Origin of the sequence: Marisediminitalea lipolytica, assembly GCF_001758465.1 — a bacterium.
GTDB lineage: Bacteria > Pseudomonadota > Gammaproteobacteria > Enterobacterales > Alteromonadaceae > Alteromonas > Alteromonas lipolytica.
Map to the genome: position 1 here is coordinate 262,484 of NZ_MJIC01000016.1, position 16,541 is coordinate 279,024.

The 16,541-nt window shown below is 49.4% G+C and carries 12 protein-coding genes; 3 read left to right on the plus strand and 9 right to left on the minus strand.

Annotation, left to right across the window (positions count from 1 at the left end; translation table 11 throughout):
* Positions 1-7: 7 nt before the first annotated feature.
* From thrB to BFC17_RS19690, 9 genes are all read right to left on the minus strand, one after another.
* A complete protein-coding gene (gene thrB / locus BFC17_RS19650; RefSeq protein WP_070178218.1) occupies positions 8-964 on the minus strand; it encodes a homoserine kinase in 957 nt (318 codons plus the stop codon).
* 22 nt (positions 965-986) lie between these two features.
* Entirely contained in the window at positions 987-3,452 is a 2,466-nt protein-coding gene (gene thrA, locus BFC17_RS19655) for a bifunctional aspartate kinase/homoserine dehydrogenase I (protein ID WP_070178219.1), read from the minus strand.
* A 328-nt stretch (positions 3,453-3,780) separates the two neighbouring features.
* Positions 3,781-4,746, minus strand: a complete 966-nt coding sequence (locus BFC17_RS19660) for a helix-turn-helix transcriptional regulator (RefSeq protein ID WP_070178220.1) — start codon at positions 4,744-4,746, stop codon at positions 3,781-3,783.
* A gap of 90 nt (positions 4,747-4,836) precedes the next feature.
* A complete protein-coding gene (locus BFC17_RS19665) occupies positions 4,837-7,170 on the minus strand; it encodes a beta-glucosidase (protein ID WP_070178221.1) in 2,334 nt (777 codons plus the stop codon).
* A complete protein-coding gene (locus BFC17_RS19670) occupies positions 7,163-8,542 on the minus strand; it encodes an MFS transporter (RefSeq protein ID WP_070178222.1) in 1,380 nt (459 codons plus the stop codon). The genes BFC17_RS19665 and BFC17_RS19670 overlap by 8 nt, the downstream gene beginning before the upstream one ends.
* 282 nt (positions 8,543-8,824) lie before the next feature.
* Positions 8,825-9,343: a PepSY domain-containing protein gene (locus tag BFC17_RS19675; protein WP_070178223.1), complete on the minus strand. Its 519-nt coding sequence runs from the start codon at positions 9,341-9,343 to the stop codon at positions 8,825-8,827.
* 195 nt (positions 9,344-9,538) lie between these two features.
* A complete protein-coding gene (locus tag BFC17_RS19680; RefSeq protein ID WP_070178224.1) occupies positions 9,539-10,243 on the minus strand; it encodes a hypothetical protein in 705 nt (234 codons plus the stop codon).
* Between the two features lie 81 nt (positions 10,244-10,324).
* A complete protein-coding gene (locus BFC17_RS22860; RefSeq protein WP_229680989.1) occupies positions 10,325-11,932 on the minus strand; it encodes a thrombospondin type 3 repeat-containing protein in 1,608 nt (535 codons plus the stop codon).
* Between the two features lie 327 nt (positions 11,933-12,259).
* Positions 12,260-12,640 (minus strand): SpoIIAA family protein, encoded by a 381-nt coding sequence (locus tag BFC17_RS19690; protein ID WP_070178226.1) that lies wholly within the window; start codon positions 12,638-12,640, stop codon positions 12,260-12,262.
* Positions 12,641-12,751: 111 nt separating this feature from the next.
* Between BFC17_RS19690 and aceK the strand changes: the two genes are divergently transcribed.
* The 3 genes from aceK (at position 12,752) to BFC17_RS19705 (ending at position 16,358) form a co-directional block, all read left to right on the plus strand.
* On the plus strand, positions 12,752-14,503 hold the full coding sequence (gene aceK / locus BFC17_RS19695) for a bifunctional isocitrate dehydrogenase kinase/phosphatase (RefSeq protein ID WP_070178227.1): 1,752 nt from the start codon (positions 12,752-12,754) through the stop codon (positions 14,501-14,503).
* Positions 14,504-14,712: 209 nt separating this feature from the next.
* Positions 14,713-15,291, plus strand: coding sequence for an RNA polymerase sigma factor (locus BFC17_RS19700; RefSeq protein ID WP_070178228.1), 579 nt, complete (start codon positions 14,713-14,715; stop codon positions 15,289-15,291).
* Complete coding sequence (locus BFC17_RS19705) at positions 15,288-16,358, plus strand: FecR family protein (RefSeq protein WP_070178229.1); 1,071 nt, start codon at positions 15,288-15,290, stop codon at positions 16,356-16,358. The genes BFC17_RS19700 and BFC17_RS19705 overlap by 4 nt, the downstream gene beginning before the upstream one ends.
* Positions 16,359-16,541 lie beyond the last annotated feature (183 nt).

Consider the following 16,541-nt stretch of genomic DNA (forward strand, 5'->3'; position numbering starts at 1 on the left):
TTATACCTTACTCTTGTTCTTGCTGAGATCCGGCGCCTTTGGCGGGGATACGGCAAACATGGCTAAAGCCATCTTCATTTTGAATATAGTTCTCAGTCAGCCAATTGGCGATATCGTTGGCCTGACGATAGTCATCACACACTGCGAACACGGTTGGACCTGAGCCCGAAATACCAAATGCCAGCGCGCCGTTGCTCATACTGTAATCACGCGCTTCATCAAACATCGGTAGCAATGACTTACGGTATGGCTCGGCGATCACGTCCTGCATCACACTGGCCGCCATGGCATAGTCATCGTTGTACAACGCGTGCACAAAGATACCTAACTGACGGCCAAAAGTGAGCGTATCTTTCAGCGGTACCGCATTGGGCAGGATATTCCGTGCTGCTGAAGTGGATACGCTGATCCCCGAATAGCACACCACCCAGTACCAGCTTTTCACCACCGGCAGAGAAACCGTAACGTTGTCTTCCTGCCCGGTCATTAATGTCATACCGCCCAGATAACAAGGGGCAACATTATCGTAATGGATACTACCGCTTATCTGCCCTTCCAGCTCACCCATCATTTTCAGCAGGGTGGTTTTATCAAACGGACGATCAAAGTGCTCGTTCAGACCATGAAAAGCCGCCACAATCGAGCTCGCGCTTGACCCCAGACCACTGCCGATAGGCAGCGATTTCAGCAAGGTGATTTGCACCGGACTGGTAGGTAAATTGCGCGCTTGCATTGCATTGATAAAGTAACGGTAACAATCGGTAACGATGTTCTCATCGGCATTCGCTGGCAGTTTATGGGCAAAGACACCGGCAACGGCTAAACCGTATTCGTCTGCATCGCTGATAATGACTTCGTCACCTAACAGACTACCATCCAATGGTTGTAAGGCTGCGCCCAGTACATCAAAGCCAAGGCTGATGTTGCCAATTGATGCGGGTGCGTAAGCTCTGGTTGTTTTCATTTCTACTAATCTCTAAAACCGGTTAATGCGCGTTTTGTTTCCAGGGCATGGTCCGCAGCACATCAGCAAAGACACCTGCTGCGGTAACCGTCGCACCTGCACCATAGCCACGAATAACATAAGGAATAGGCGTGTAATAATCACTGTGGATTGCTAACGCGTTTTCGCCATCTTTCACTGCGGCCAGCGGATGTGAATTGGGCACTGCCTGAATGGTCACTTTACACTTATCACCTTCAATGGAACCAATGTAGCGTAATACTTTACCTTCCGTCGCGGCACTTTCAACCCGTGCGGCAAAGTCTTTATCAAGCTGTGGTAACTGTTCCATGAAACTGGCGACATCACAGTCTTCGGCGAAGCCTTTTGGTAACACAGATTCAATCTCAATATCACTGAGTTCAAGTTCCAAATCCGCTTCACGGGCCATGATTAACAGCTTACGGGCCACATCCATACCGCTTAAATCATCACGGGGGTCTGGCTCTGTAAAACCGTTGTCCTTGGCAATGCTGGTTGCCTGGGACAAGCTTAACCCTTCTTCAAGCTTACCAAACACGTAAGACAGGCTTCCTGACAAAATGCCCTCAAAACGATGTAGCACATCACCGGCGATAAACAGTTTTTGCAGGTTATCAATAACCGGCAAACCTGCACCAACCGTGGTTTCATAAAGATACTGACGGTTAGTTTGTAGTGCGGTTTTACGCAGCTTTTTGTAGTAAGCCAGGCTGTCTGTGTTGGCTTTCTTGTTTGGGGTTACCACGTGGAAGCCATGTTCCATCATATCGACATACTGGCTCGCAATTGCCGCATTACTGGTACAGTCCACGATCACAGGATTAACCAGTGCGTTCTTATTAACGAATTCATGCAGACGCTCTACCGAGAAGCTGTCAGCAGATTCACTCAGCGCCGCTTTCCAGTCACCACTGACATCCACGCCATGGCCATCAAGCAGCAGTTTGCGACTATTAGCAATACCGTAAACGCGTAGCTGAATATTGCGCGCCAGTAACGTGGGTTGCTGTTTAGCAATTTGTCCCAGCAGTTCGGCGCCAACCACACCACAACCCACCAGGAACACATCGATGGTATGCAGATCAGAGAAGAAGTTCTGGTGAATAACCTTAACTGCTTTCTTCGCACGCGGCGCTTCGATAACCGTAGAAATTGAGCGCTCAGAAGATCCCTGGGCAATAGCGATGTTATTCACCCGCGCCTGGGATAATGCATTAAAGAAGCGTGCCGCCAGACCTTTGGTATGACGCATGCCATCACCTACGAGGGTCACAATGGCTAGATCGTGGCGCACTTCAATGGGATCAAGTAACTGGTTTTGCAGTTCCAGGGCAAAGGCATCTTCGAGCAGATTCTGGGCGCGCGCTGCATCCTTACTGGAGATACAAAAGCTGATGGAATACTCAGAGCTCGACTGGGTGATAAGGCTGATAGAGATATGCGCGTTGGACATTACCTCAAACACCCGGCTGGCCATGCCAACCATGCCTTTCATACCCGGGCCGGCAACATTAAACATAGAAATGTTATCCAGTTGAGAAATACCTTTAACGCTGGTCCAGGTAGTACTGGCTTCGTTACTTATCAGCGTACCCGGCGCGCTCGTGTTTAAGGTGTTTTTAATTAAGCACGGAATATGATGCTGAGCGATTGGACCAATGGTTTTTGGATGAAGTACCTTAGCGCCAAAGTAAGACAGCTCCATGGCTTCCTGATAAGTCAGCTTATCCAGCAATACTGCCCCTTCAACCTGGTTTGGATCGGCATTATACACACCGTCTACGTCGGTCCAGATTTCGCAGCATTCTGCATCGATACAAGCCGCCAGAATTGCCGCCGAGTAATCGGAGCCGTTGCGTCCCAGGGTGACTTTTTCACCCGCTTCATTGGCGGCGACAAAACCAGGCATGATGATCAGCTGACTACCGTCTGTCACCACTTCGCTAAAGTTCGCTTTGCTCAGTGCCACATCAGCAATGCTATCAAGGTATTCCCCCTCTGCAATCACGTATTCAACCGGGTCGATAATCTGATTAGTGACACCCTTTGCCGTCAGAATCGCGCTAAACAAGTTAACACTGATATACTCACCCAGGCTCATAATGCTAGCGGTAATAGCATCCGGTGAGCGGCCCAGCAGGGCAATACCCTGTAACTGCTTTTTCAGACCGGTAAGCTGGGTGGTAATAAAGTCGTTAATGGTAGCAACGTCAAAATTCTCAACCTGTTCGTTGAGTTCTGCTGCAATGCCAAGCACTTTGTCATTTAATTCGCCAAACAGAACTTCGTAGTCTTCACCCGCCGCTGCCTGGTCGCACAGGGCTCCAAGCGCGTTAGTAACGCCTTTCGGGGCTGACAATACTACTGCTGCGCCATTTGCCTGGTGGATCGTCAGGCTAATCTCGGTCACTCGCAAGTAGCGTTGTGCATCGGCCAGAGATGAACCACCAAACTTTAAGACTTTCATTGAATGCTCCTTGACTGCATCATGTTTTGGGCCTTGCCCATTTTTATTACCGCAAAAAAAAACCCGCTCTTGTCAGGGCGGGCTTTCGTTGTCTGTTTGCTTACGCGCACTAGCCAGCGACCGCCCTCAAAGAGGTGGTAATAATCATGCCGGTGGTGCTCATAATCGTCTTCATGTGGTCAATTTGCCGTATAGACGTCTATATGTCAACAGCCATTTGCACAATTTAAGACCGTTCCCTGACCTTTTTGGGTGGGAATCTTCATTTTGGGCGCGCATAATATCACGAGAGTACTGCTCACTTCTACTCCCACAAACCGCCTTTATGCTACTGGTTTAGTATACTGGCCTGCATCATTTTGCGGGCACTGGATAAGGCCAGTGGTTTATTCGGGGTAGACGTCACGCGCTCATCATCGGCGCGCCATTCAAAATCGGCGTAATACTGCTTGCGATACTCTGTGGGTGTAACACCACAGTATTTCTTAAATGCCGCCAGCATGGCCCTGTGTTCTGCAAATCCAGCCCGTTCGGCAATATCGGTAATCGGCACCTGCATGCTTTTAAGCAGAGGCTTGGCATGATTCACCCGCACCATAGCCAGATAATCAGAGGGACTGTAGCCGCTGACTTTTTTAAATAAGCGGGAAAAGTGGGAATAGCTTAAGTAAGCCCGGTCGGCCAAATCCGCTATGGTAAGCGGCTCGGCGAAGGCTTCGTTGATATAAGCAATACTCTGGCGGATCACCATTTCCTCACGGGAGTCAGTCGCCGTACCTGCCGGTATCTGTGGTTGCTGCCCGAGCTGCTCTTCTAACAGTACCAGCAGCGAGTAAGTGCATGCCTGCAATGCAAAGAAAGCAGCATCCGGCTGTAAAACCCGCTCCAACAGCGTGAAGCACTGCGAGACTAACTGTCTGGCTACTGGTGTGTCTGCACGAAAATGACCAAACCCCGCTGGCAAAGTATGGGTGTCATGGCCTAATTGCGGCGAGAATTGCAGGGTGAGTAACGCGCATTGGTGTTGGTTTTCAAGGGCATGGATAAGATCGGGGCCGATATAGGCCAGATCACCGGTATTAAGCGTGACTTCCTGCTGATGTACCGTGAGACTAAGCGCGCCCTTCAGCACATAAACCAGCTCGGGTGCTTCATGCCAGTGGGGCTGGCAGTGGCTGAGCTCAGCAGCAAAGATATTCAATTGCGCCGAGTCATAGGTGATCACCTCGCAGGTGCCGGCAAAGGCAACAGCTTGCTTATCTGACTGGGCATTAACTAAGCGAAAAGGCTGCACCGGCTGGCTTACTCCTTACCAATAGCATCATCAGGACAATGGTTAAGCATAGCTTATCAGGTTGTGTAGTGGTTAGCTCAACCCCGCTAATTATTCACTTCGCAGGGCGTCCAGCAGTTCTGGACGGCTAACCGGCACATTTAAAAACTCAGTCAGGGCAATAAACAGCCCGCAGAAAAGCTCAGGAGCAATGGCTTGCAAGCGCTCTGTGATAACCGCCTGATCCAGACCGCTTTTGTCAGCCACCAGCGTGACGACCCGTTGAAATGCCTGTTCATCTTTAATCACCTGCACCAGCGAGCTGTCTTCTTTAAGCGGTAACCGATAGTCGCTACCGGCCACCTGCACGGCAGCAGACAACGGCAGCTCCCGAGATGAGGGCCCGACTTTCACCTGATAACAACCGGCTTCGACTATCCAGTCATGTAGCGCCGGATGCCAGGCACGAAAATCATCAGCCCCCACAGTCAGGCGCACGGTTTTACTTTCACCCGGTTTAAGGGCAACTTTCGCGTAAGCTTTTAACGCCAGCGGCGGCTGCGCCAGTTCAATACCGGGGAAGCTCAGATAGAGCTGAATAATTTCTTTACCAAAGCGGACCCCGGTGTTGGCAACCGTGACATCTACCTGAAGCGACTCGCCGGTACCCAGCTTATCGTTTACCAACTCGATACTGCGGTACTCGAAAGAGGTATAACTCAGGCCATAGCCAAACGGGAAGCAAGGCGTCATTTTGCGCTTATCGTAATAACGGTAACCCACGTAGATACCTTCACTGTAATAGTGTTTTAACGCCTCACCGGGGTAATGCAGATAAGCCGGGGTTTCTTCCAGTGAATTCGGCACGGTCACGGTGAGCTTACCGCAGGGATTTTTCAGGCCGAAAAGCAGGTTAGCGATAGCCCGGCCAACACCCTGCCCGGCGAAAAAGGTTTCCAGCACGGCTTTACACTGCCCAAGCCATGGCATAACCACCGCATCGGAATTCATCAGCACTACCACTACATTAGACTGTACCGAGGCCACGGCGTTTAGTAACTCAGCATGACTTGCCACCACATCCAGGTGCTGTCGGTCGCCATTTTCGCCGTCTTCACCCACTGCAGTGTTGATAAATACAATAGCAACATCAGCAGCCTCGGCCTGAGCAGAAGCTAGCAGCAGAGCCTGTTCACTGCTGGTTGCGCCGTCGGCTACTCCGGCACTGTAGGTCACATCAGCCGCATCACCGGCGACATCGATAATTTCATCCAGCGGCCGGTCTAGTATGCTCGGTACCGTTGTGGCGCAGCCTGAGCCTTGTATCACCGGCGTATGGGCGGCAGGCCCGAGTACGGCAATTTTATGTGTGTGAGTTGTATCCAGAGGCAACAGATCGTCGGTATTTTTTAGTAGCACGATAGACTCTTCAGCAATACGCTGGGCCAATCGGTGGTGAGCAGGCATGTCTACCGGCCGCGGTTGCTTGCGCGCAGCACCAATGCGTTCAATCAGCTCAAGCATGCGCATACAGGCAGTATCAATCGCATCGATGCTTACTTCGCCACTCTCAATCGCGCTAAGCAATTCGCTTTTGTCTCTGGCTACTTCAGGCATGGCCAAGTCGTTGCCTGCCAGCAGCGACGCCGGACGGTCTTTCACGCCGTACCAGTCAGACATCACCAGCCCTTTATAGCCCCACTGTTCACGCAGGATGTCATGCAGTAAGCCTCGATGCTGCGAGGTTTGCTGGCCATTTAAGCGATTGTAGGACGACATTAACGTCCACGGGTCGGCCTTATCAATAGCGCGCTTAAAGCCAGACAGATAAATTTCATGTAGTGAGCGCTCATCAACAATGGAGTCCATTTCGGTGCGGCGGTATTCGGAATTATTGCAGGCAAAATGCTTGAGGCTGGCGCCTACGCCTTCGCCCTGCAAGCCATTGATCAGCGAGGCGGCAAGCTCGCCGGAAAGTAACGGATCTTCCGAGTAATACTCATAGCCACGGCCCGATAACGGCGTACGCCGGATATTGATGCCGGGGCCAAGTAAAATATCCACGCCCAGTGCCTGACATTCCCGGGCCAGAGCCTGACCCATTTGCTCTACCAGCTCATTGTCCCAGCTGCACGCCAGGGCAGAGCCATTAGGAAAACAAGTAGCTGGCAGGGTGTGACCAAACAAGGCTTCACTGCCTTTTTTATCGGTCTGGTCATCGGCATGCTGATTAACCACGCCGAGGAAGTCGGTAATCGACCAGTTGCCATCATTGTCGATTTGCTCAGGGCTGTAACGCACCCCGTAGGTGCCGTCGGTCATGGTGAGCGGCTCGATTCCGTGTGCCGGTAAATGGGCTGTTTTCCAGAGGCCGTTACCGGTCAGCAGCGCCACCTTGTCTTCAATCGACATGGCACTCAGGCATGGTTTGTTTGATTTATTCATGGTTTTCTCCCGCATTTGCCTGCCGGGCTAGTTTGCGCTGGTTGATGTTTTCGATAAGGTCGCGATAGGAGGCTTCGTTGAGCTGGTAAAAGGCCACCACCAGCATACACAGTATAAACATCAGCGCCGGAAACAGAGTCATGGCAAAATTTATGCCTGCCACCGCCGCCGCATCAGGCGCTGCACTGGTGTAATCGAAAACATCCAGTAGCAGGCCAGCACAACCGCCGCCCAGCGCCATAGCCAGCTTGGTAACAAAGTTATAAAAGCCATAAATCGTGCCTTCCGCCCGGGTATTATAATGCCATTCAGCGTATTCCACGGTATCAGGCACCATAGACCACATTGTCACAAAGCCCATTCCCAGCGTCACACTGAACATACACACGCCGGTCATCACTGCGGTGATATTGTCTCCGGCCAGAAAGTACTGATAAAGCAAACCGCTGATGCCAAATAATAGTGCCGCCTGGGTAATCATTTTTTTGCCCCAGCGCGCAATCATCTTTTCTGAGGCTATGATCCCGCCAGTGTAAGCCATGGTCTGAATGAGGAAAAAAGTCGTCAGGAAAGCTTCATCGCCAATCACATACTTTACAAAGTACACCGCAATAGCAAGCCAAACCGTATAGGCAATGTAGAAGAACAGGGTATAAAAAGACACGTTGATTAACGGCTTGTTTTGCAAAATAACATGCCAAGCATTTTTCGCGTTGTCTTCCAGCGGATGACTTTCGGCCTGCACGCGCTCTTTGGTCATGGCGAAACAGGCCCAGAATGTGACCGTCGCCAGTGTCGCGTAAAGCGTTACGGCTACGATATATCCGGTTTGCGGCGAGTCAAAAAGGGCTACCAAAGGCCCGGCTGTGGTCGACACCACCAGATAACCAATGCTGGCCAGGGCAAACCGGTAGACAGACAACGAGGCCCGCGACTGTTCATGCTGAGTGAGCATGTTGGTGAGAGCGGAATAAGGGGTATTCACCGTGGTATAAGCCAGGCAATACAAGGTGTAGGAAAACAGCGCGAAGATAAACTTGTAGTCGTCGCCAACCATCACAAAACACAGCACGGTGAGTAAACCCAGCGGCAAGGCGCCAAACAGTAAATAAGGCCGTAACTTACCGTGGCGGGTGTTGGTGCGGTCCACCGCAACCCCGATCAGTAAATTAAACACGGCGTCGATAACCCGGGCCACTACAAAAATAAAGCTCGCCTGAGCAGCACTTATGCCGTACACATCAGTGTAATAAAACAGCAGAAATAACGAAACAAAGCCAAAGGATAAATTGGACGCAAAGTCACCCAGCCCGTAACCAAACTTTTCAGTGGCAGACACAACTACATAACTTTTACCGGCGGTACGATTCACGCAAAACACTCCGCTTATGACAACCCGGATAGGTTAGCAAATTGTTAACAACCCGGCTTTCAAGATTTTGCTTATCTGCCTACATAAATTTGCTAAATAACGCTGACACAGCAAAACTGTTATCGGCAGGTGACACCAGATTGTGTAGTTTTGCCGTAATGAGTAAAAGGTGTGGTAACAAGGAGCAGTACGAAAAAACAAATATTGTGGCTATGTTGCACCGTCAAAAACGAAAAAAGCCGCCCTCGAAAGCAAGGCGGCTTGTTGTTTTAGCGCAAATTTTTAGCTGGCAAACAGTACCATCAGCACGGCAAACACAAAACCTACACCGGCGATTTTAAGCCCGTTCTTAAACGGTAATGCCCGCGGGATAAACATCAGGAAAGCCGACACCACGAAAAACAGCAGCGCAATACCAAAGGCAATGTTCATAATAAATAACGGGCTGTTAGTTGTAGCCTTATGCAGCTTAACCATTTTGTTCAGCGGGAACGGGTAATCCTTACTCGTTACGCGGGCCTCACCGGTTTGTTTGTTATATTCGCCCTGCGGAAAAACAATTTTACCGTCTGTTTCCTGTTCTACTTTAAACCCACGCATACGTAGTTGCTCGCCAAGCCCCTTACCGTTCAAGCCTGCTTCTAACTGACGATGGGAGGTTTGTTCAAACTTCAGAAAGTCGGTGGTACGAAAAATCAGTAACACGCCACTGAGCGCGTAAACGGCCATGATGCCGGCCAGAAAAAAGCCAATCCAGCGATGGTATTGTCTGAAGGTATTGTGAAATTTAGGCGAAGCCATTGCTATCCTCAAAAGTAACTAATTAAAAGTGGTTTCGGCAAGATGCGGGCATTCTGCCTCAAATTCGTTACTAATGACAATACGTTTGCTTAACTTGACACTCGCTCTTCTTAAACCGCAGTTGATCCGACTCGGAGTCTGCCAGGGCACAAAAAAGCCCGGCCAGTTGCCGGGCTGGATTAACAAAAAATGGCGTTATTGCGACACTTTTACGCCAATACTCAGATTGGCCCAGAATGCCGACGACGTGCCCTCTTGCAAAATATCCGTAGTATCTTTAGCCAGGATCACGTCGCCGTTATCACTGACATACCAGGTTTCCGTTTCACCTTCCAGCGTAATGGAAATCTCGTTGCCGCTTAACGACCAGGTACCGCTAATTGATCCAGCATCAGAATAATCCTGCAGATTACGGCTACAGGTAGACGAATCAGCCTGGTCACTGCAATACAAATCAAAGCTTAACTCCTGCTCCAGTTCGGTAAGCTCAGTGATGTCCAGTACACCACCGTCGTTGAAGGTCACCAATGCATTGCCACCGTAACTGTCGGATGCACCATAACCCGTATCGCTGCTGTAGTTATGACCGGCACCAATGTACCCGACCCGGTAAGTACTGCCTGCAAGGGTAAATGCCGAGTCGGCGGACTTAAGACTTTCCACTGCCGTTTCCAGCGCCGCTATCCGGGAAGCCTGACTGTTCAGGGTGGACTGCAATTGGGCAATGGTAACCGCGTTATCGTTTATGGCAGTGACCAGCGCTGCAATAGTTGAGTTAACGTCGGCAGCCGTAGCCGGGGTACCACTGACAAACGTAGTCACGTCAGCAGATTCTACCTCTGCGGCATTTACACCACAGGAAACGCCGATGAATAATGCCAGAATGCTTAATTTTTTCATTTTCAACTCCATACCCACCAGCCACACTATGACTGATGGAAAAACATTAATTAATCAAAAGTGTGTCTGCGCCAACGGGGTTTACTGCCATAATCCGGCATCCCAGTTAAACTGATCCCAGATTGCCTGGGTACAGGCATCACCTACACCATCACCATCTGCATCACCCTGTTCAGCATTAGCCACCAACGGACAGTTATCACTGGCGTCTTCAACACCATCATTGTCATCGTCGGTATCGCCGTTATTGCCTATCCCGTCACCGTCTGCGTCTTCCGACTCAGCCGGATCTAAGGGAAACAAATCGTCGGCATCAATCACGTTGTCATCATCGTCATCGTTATCAGCGTTGTTACCTATGCCGTCGCCATCGGTATCCAGGGTTTCACTGGCATCAAACGGAAAGGCGTCCTGACTGTCTTCGACACCGTCGTTGTCGTCATCCGTATCCGCATTGTTACCCGTGCCGTCGTTGTCAGCATCTGCACTCTCGGATGGATCCAGAGGAAACGCGTCTTCAGCATCCCTGACACCATCATTATCATCATCGGTATCGCACTGGTTGCCACTGCCATCAGCATCGGTATCGAGCTGATCCGCATTAGCGATGACGGGACAATTATCCTGGGAGTCAACAACACCATCGGCATCGGTATCGCTCTCTGTCACCGTTGTCGAAGCGTTGGTGCGGGGTGTATAACTCACATCGCCGGATTCTATAGCTGAAGTATCCACCGTACTGCCGGTGGTGGCCGTCTCCTGAGTCATCACTGTGGCCGTTTGCGTAACCAAAACAGACGTACCGGGAATGGTTAGGGCACCAATATCTACCGTCACCTCGGCCACCACATCCGCGATATCGGTAAAAGCATCGATAGCGGCTCCAGCCGCCAATCCATCTATTTCACCGTCACTCAAATCAGCGGCCAGGCCATCAAGCACCTGGTTAGTAGTCAGTACCGAAGCCGCATTGTTGGCCTGAGCGTCTGCCTGCATGTTCACCACAATTGCACTTACCGCCTCTATGGCAGTTCGGTAAGCGATGGCAAGGGTTTGTGAACTGGCATCAGCGGTGGTGTCATCCAGCACGGGTGATGTACTGTTGAGGTCTATCGACGAATCAATGCCAAAGCCCAGGGTCGACAACACCTGCTGAGATGCAACCTCAAAGGCCGCCACCAGCTCTTCAGCAGTCACGGAACCATCGCCGTTGCCGCCAAATCCATTCGTACTGAGATCGGCATTTTGTTTAGCCAGACTCAGGGCAATGGTAGTTAGCGGGGATGGGTAAACATTATTGCCGCCGCCTGGCGTGGCCAAAATGGTTGACATGCTGGTAATGACAGGGGCTTCGCCGGTGGATATATCCACCGTGTCGTCATTGGCGATGACCTCCAGTATGACCGGCGATGTCTCATTTTGCGGAATCGACAGACCGGTAATCTGCGCCGCCTCATCAGTTTCGCCCTCGCCCACCAGCTCACCAAGCATAGCCGGCTGAGATGGGTCAATTAAATAAGCGGATACTGTGGCCCGGGCCAACGGCCCTTTCACCGGCGAACCAGACAACGAAACCATAGCGGTTTCTGCTTCGTCCTTATCACTGCCTCCACAACCACTCAGTACCACAGGGATGAGCACAGGCATGGCATAAACCGCCCAGCCTTTCACCTTAATTCTTGGTACCACGTACACCTCCATAGAATTAGTGCCAGGGTGCCAGTCAATTCAGCCAGCAATGCTACTGAGCCGGGGTCAGCTGACGTCCCATAGCAATAGACAAGTCAGGACATTGCCTGACTGCGCGCTAACACGAAGCAACCGACTCACCATTACACACAAAAAGTTACGGGCCGCTCGTGCAATTTTTTTAGTGTAGTAGAGATCTTTCGTAGCACTAGCTCAGAGGGCTAAAAATGTAAAATAAATGTTAATCTTACAGAAAGAAGAAGAGTAATCGAATTGCTCCCTGAGGAAGAATCCCCTCAAGGATAGAATAGGATGAAGACTAAAAATTTATTCGCACAACCAGTTTATGGCTTCCTGAGTATCACTGAAATGATTAACCTCGCCATTGATAAACCAACTGCCAATACTGGCCATCAGCGCCTGCCAGTTGGCGTTACCAACAATGGCAATTTTGCTGAACTCACTGCCATGACGCAGCCCAATTTTAAAATCATCCCAGGCCGCCCGCAGTTCCCAGCCGTGAAATTCGGTGGCATCAAAGAGCATTTTCACCTGTGGTGAATCAATGGTTTCCAATGCGCCTTCCAGCAGTGGCGTAAAGAACTGGTAATCATCATGAGTGAGTTTCCCCACTGCTTTCATTGACACATACAACGTGTTTTCAAACCGTTCCAAACCAATTGTGACCCCATGGGTGACCCTGACCATTATTAACCTCCTTCGGATATACCCTTTAAGTGTAACTTAGCCGCCATTATTCATGCTGATTTATATCAACATAACGCAGGAGGGCGTACCGACAGTCACCACTGATGTGCTATGTTTTACGCACGACTTTCTAACCGGGTAACCACTGTGGCGGATAAAGCACAAGCCAAAAAAATGGCCTATCAAATTATGACCAGCTTCGATAAGAACTATCGTTGGTTCAGTCGGGTTACCCGTGGCGCCCAGGAACGTTTTGAAAAGGGTCAGTGGCAGCAGGCAATCGCCGCTTCCAAGGAGCGGATCTCCCTTTATGAGCAAAGTCTCGCCAGTGCGGTGGCTGAGTTATATGATTTTATTATGGATCATCAAAAGGACCGCCAGTTTTGGGAGTTGCTTAAAAAAGCCTTTGCCGAACTAATCGAAAACCACCCACAATATGAACTGGCCGAAACGTTTTACAATTCGGTGATAGGTAAAGTATTCCGTCACAAGTCCATAGATAACTCCATCATGTTTGTGATGTCGAGCCGCTGCTTTTTAGCCGGACAGGACCGTCACAAAGTCATCCATAGCTTTGACACCAATGCTACGGTACGGGAAATGTACGAGTCTATCTTTGCCTGTTACCGGTTTAATATTCACTTTGAAGATCGCGAACGGGATATGCAGCAGCTTGACGATGCCCTGCGAGCGCGGCTCAGCAAAGAAGAACTGGCGAGTGTCACCGCAGTGGAAATGCTCAAACCGGTATTTTACCGGGGCAAAGCCGCTTATCTGGTTGGCCGCATTTGTATGCCTGAACGCACTGTACCTTTTGTTATCGCCTTACACACCAATGAAAATCGCCAGATTTATGTAGATGCCTTGCTTACCGAACGTCAGGATTTAAGTGTGGTATTTGGTTTTGCCCGTAGCTACTTTATGGCCGACACCCAGTATCCGGCAGAGTTAGTGGCCTTTTTACACGAATTGCTACCCAACAAAAAGGTATTCGAACTCTTTATCGCTCTGGGGCATTACAAGCATGGTAAAACCGCTTTTTACCGTAACTTCCTTGACCATATGGAACAATCTGACGACCAGTTCGAAATAGCACCGGGGATCCGGGGCCTGGTCATGATGGTTTTTCATCTGCCATCCTACGGCGTGGTGTTTAAAATCATTAAGGATGAATTTGCTGAAAGTAAGAAAATCACCCGTGAGCACGTTATCGACCGCTACAAGCTGGTAAAAATGTCCGACCGCGTGGGGCGAATGGCTGATACCCATGAATACGTTAACTTCCGTTTCCCCCTCGATCGGGTATGTCCGGCCCTCCTTGAGGAATTACAGCAAACCTGTGCGTCCAGTGTTGAGCTCACCGATGACGAGTTGATTATAAAGCACCTGTACATCGAGAAAAAACTCACACCGCTTAACCTGTATTTACAGCAGGAAACCGACCCGGACAAATTACATAACGCCATTGATGAGCTGGGAACCTGTATTAAACAAATTGCCATGGCCAATATATTCCCCGGTGACATGCTGCATAAAAACTTTGGCATCACCAAGCATGGCAGGGTTATTTTTTACGATTACGACGAAATATGCTGGATGGACGAACGGAATTTTCGTTCAATTCCCAAATCTGATGACCCTTACGCCCTCGATACCCTCTCGGTGGCGCCTAATGATGTCTTTCCTGAACAGTTTGAGCACTTTATTGTGGGCAAGCGGCCTTTTAAGGAAATGCTTAAAACCTTACACGGCGACTTGATGACACCAGAATACTGGCGCGAGGCCCAGCAGCGGGTTTCTCAGGGTACCATCCATAATTTTACGCCATACCCTAAATCACGCAGCTTTAGCCGTTCCAGTTAAATAAAGGACAACAATAAGTAAATTTCCTCTTTGTTATAAACACGTTGAGTCTGCCAAACTCAGCTGTTAGCATAATCTGGGTTAGGGGCGATAGTATACAAAATACAAATTCAATAATAATACGCCCTTCCTTGCCTGATAATAAAAATAAAAATATTGGTTTTTCCGCCCTCAATATTATTTTCTAGTCTTGGGTAGCAAGGAACACTATGCACAACTTAGATAAAAAACTGACGGTGTTTTCAGTTTTTGTGGATTGTAAATCTTCTCTTCGCAACATGGTAAGCAAATACCTGTTTCATAAGGGCGATGTTGAAGATGTATTGCAAGAAACATTTACACGCACATTTGCTGCGGATCAGAAAGATACGATTGAGTATCCCAAGCTGTATATGTTTAAAACAGCAAAAAATCTGGTACAGCGAGAGAATACCAAGCTAACGGCTAAACTGACGGATTATCTTGATGATGATGCGATTCAGAGCTTACCGGCCCAGGATACCCATCCGGTTGAGACAATTTCTGCTGAGCGACAAAGTGAACTATTGCTCGAAGCCCTGGCCTCATTACCTGAACAGTGCCAGAAAGTAACCCGGTTGAGAATACTCCAGGATTTGAGCGTAAAAGAGATTGCCAGCCAGTTAGATTTGTCTGTTAGCACAACGGAAAAGCATCTTTCAAAGGGGTTTGAACGGTGCGATAACTATGTACGTCAGGCGACAGAAAACGCTTCGACTACTGTATCAGAATCGGTGCAGATCATGGGTTTAAAGAGTAGCGTAAAATGAAAGACGTGGTAAATCTTAAGGATAGTAAACAAGCTGTCCGCCAGCAGGCGGGTGAATGGCTGGTTAAAATTGATCGGGGCGATCTGTCAGTTGAAGAACAGCGTGCACTCAATGCCTGGACCAAACAGAGCCGTTTGCATTTCGAGACTCTGACGCATATGGCAGAGAGTATTGATAGCTTAAAAGAAACGGCGAGCAAGCAAGCCAGGCCGGTTGTACAAAGTGCGCCGGTGGCATCGGGTCATTCATGGCACAAATGGGCAGTTAAGATGGCTGCCATTTTTGCCTTCGCAGTGATCGTTCCGCTTGCGTATTATATGAAGACCATGGTGGAGTTTAAATCAACCAATGGCGAATACGTAACCCGGGTGGGCGGCCAGAAAGCGCTGACGCTGGTTGATGGTTCGGTGGTAACGCTGAATACCGATTCTCGCCTGGTTGTTGAGTATCAGGACGGTAAACGGCTGTTAAGGTTACTCAATGGTGAAGCCAATTTTGATGTCGCCCCCGACCCGGAGCACCCTTTCATTGTTAGGGCGGGTAATGGCGATGTTCAGGCGTTGGGCACGAGCTTTGCCGTAAGACTCAAAGGCGAGGAAGTTGACGTACTGGTGTCTCATGGCACGGTAAGAGTACGTGCCGATGAGTCGGTAATGGAACATTCATCACAACCGGACTCCCTACCTCAGTCAACAGCTCCGACTAACAGTGCAGTGACACAAGCTGTCAGTAGCGTCGTAGTAGGAGCGGGTAAACGTGTGGTGTTTGACGAAAGTACAGTTGCATCAGTTAGCGAAGAAGATCAAGAATCTCTTAATCGTCATCTTTATTGGCGCAAAGGGTATCTCGCCTTTAAAGACCAACCGCTCAGTCAGGTAGTGGAAGAGGTGAGCCGGTATACCACTTACAATATTATCCTCAGTGATGCTTCGTTGGGGGAAATCAGGGTTGGCGGCTACTATCCCATCGATAATATTGAAACGGTTTTTTCATCTTTAGAAATAAACCTCGGATTGCAGGTTGAAAAACAAGGCAAGGAGACTTTTTTTATCAAAAAAAATTCATAATAAAAACAAAAGTTTATTAGTTTTTTACTATAAGTATTCAAAAAAATTCAGTTGTTAAGTAGCGGGTTTTTCTTTCCTTTTGCTTTTTAAAAGATAAGGCCGACAAAAAAAGCCCCGCTTCTCTGTTGAGAAGCCGGCGCAAAAAGATCGGCTGATACGTGGGAATAGTGGTGAGCATAAAGC

Bases quoted from the DNA above. Each gene is read 5' to 3' on its own strand.
- BFC17_RS19680 (WP_070178224.1), bottom strand. From the start codon at position 10,243: ATGAAAAAATTAAGCATTCTGGCATTATTCATCGGCGTTTCCTGTGGT.
- BFC17_RS19700 (WP_070178228.1), top strand. From the start codon at position 14,713: ATGCACAACTTAGATAAAAAACTGACGGTGTTTTCAGTTTTTGTGGAT.
- thrA (WP_070178219.1), bottom strand. From the start codon at position 3,452: ATGAAAGTCTTAAAGTTTGGTGGTTCATCTCTGGCCGATGCACAACGC.
- BFC17_RS19675 (WP_070178223.1), bottom strand. From the start codon at position 9,343: ATGGCTTCGCCTAAATTTCACAATACCTTCAGACAATACCATCGCTGG.
- thrB (WP_070178218.1), bottom strand. From the start codon at position 964: ATGAAAACAACCAGAGCTTACGCACCCGCATCAATTGGCAACATCAGC.
- BFC17_RS19665 (WP_070178221.1), bottom strand. From the start codon at position 7,170: ATGAATAAATCAAACAAACCATGCCTGAGTGCCATGTCGATTGAAGAC.
- aceK (WP_070178227.1), top strand. From the start codon at position 12,752: ATGTTTTACGCACGACTTTCTAACCGGGTAACCACTGTGGCGGATAAA.
- BFC17_RS19705 (WP_070178229.1), top strand. From the start codon at position 15,288: ATGAAAGACGTGGTAAATCTTAAGGATAGTAAACAAGCTGTCCGCCAG.
- BFC17_RS19690 (WP_070178226.1), bottom strand. From the start codon at position 12,640: ATGGTCAGGGTCACCCATGGGGTCACAATTGGTTTGGAACGGTTTGAA.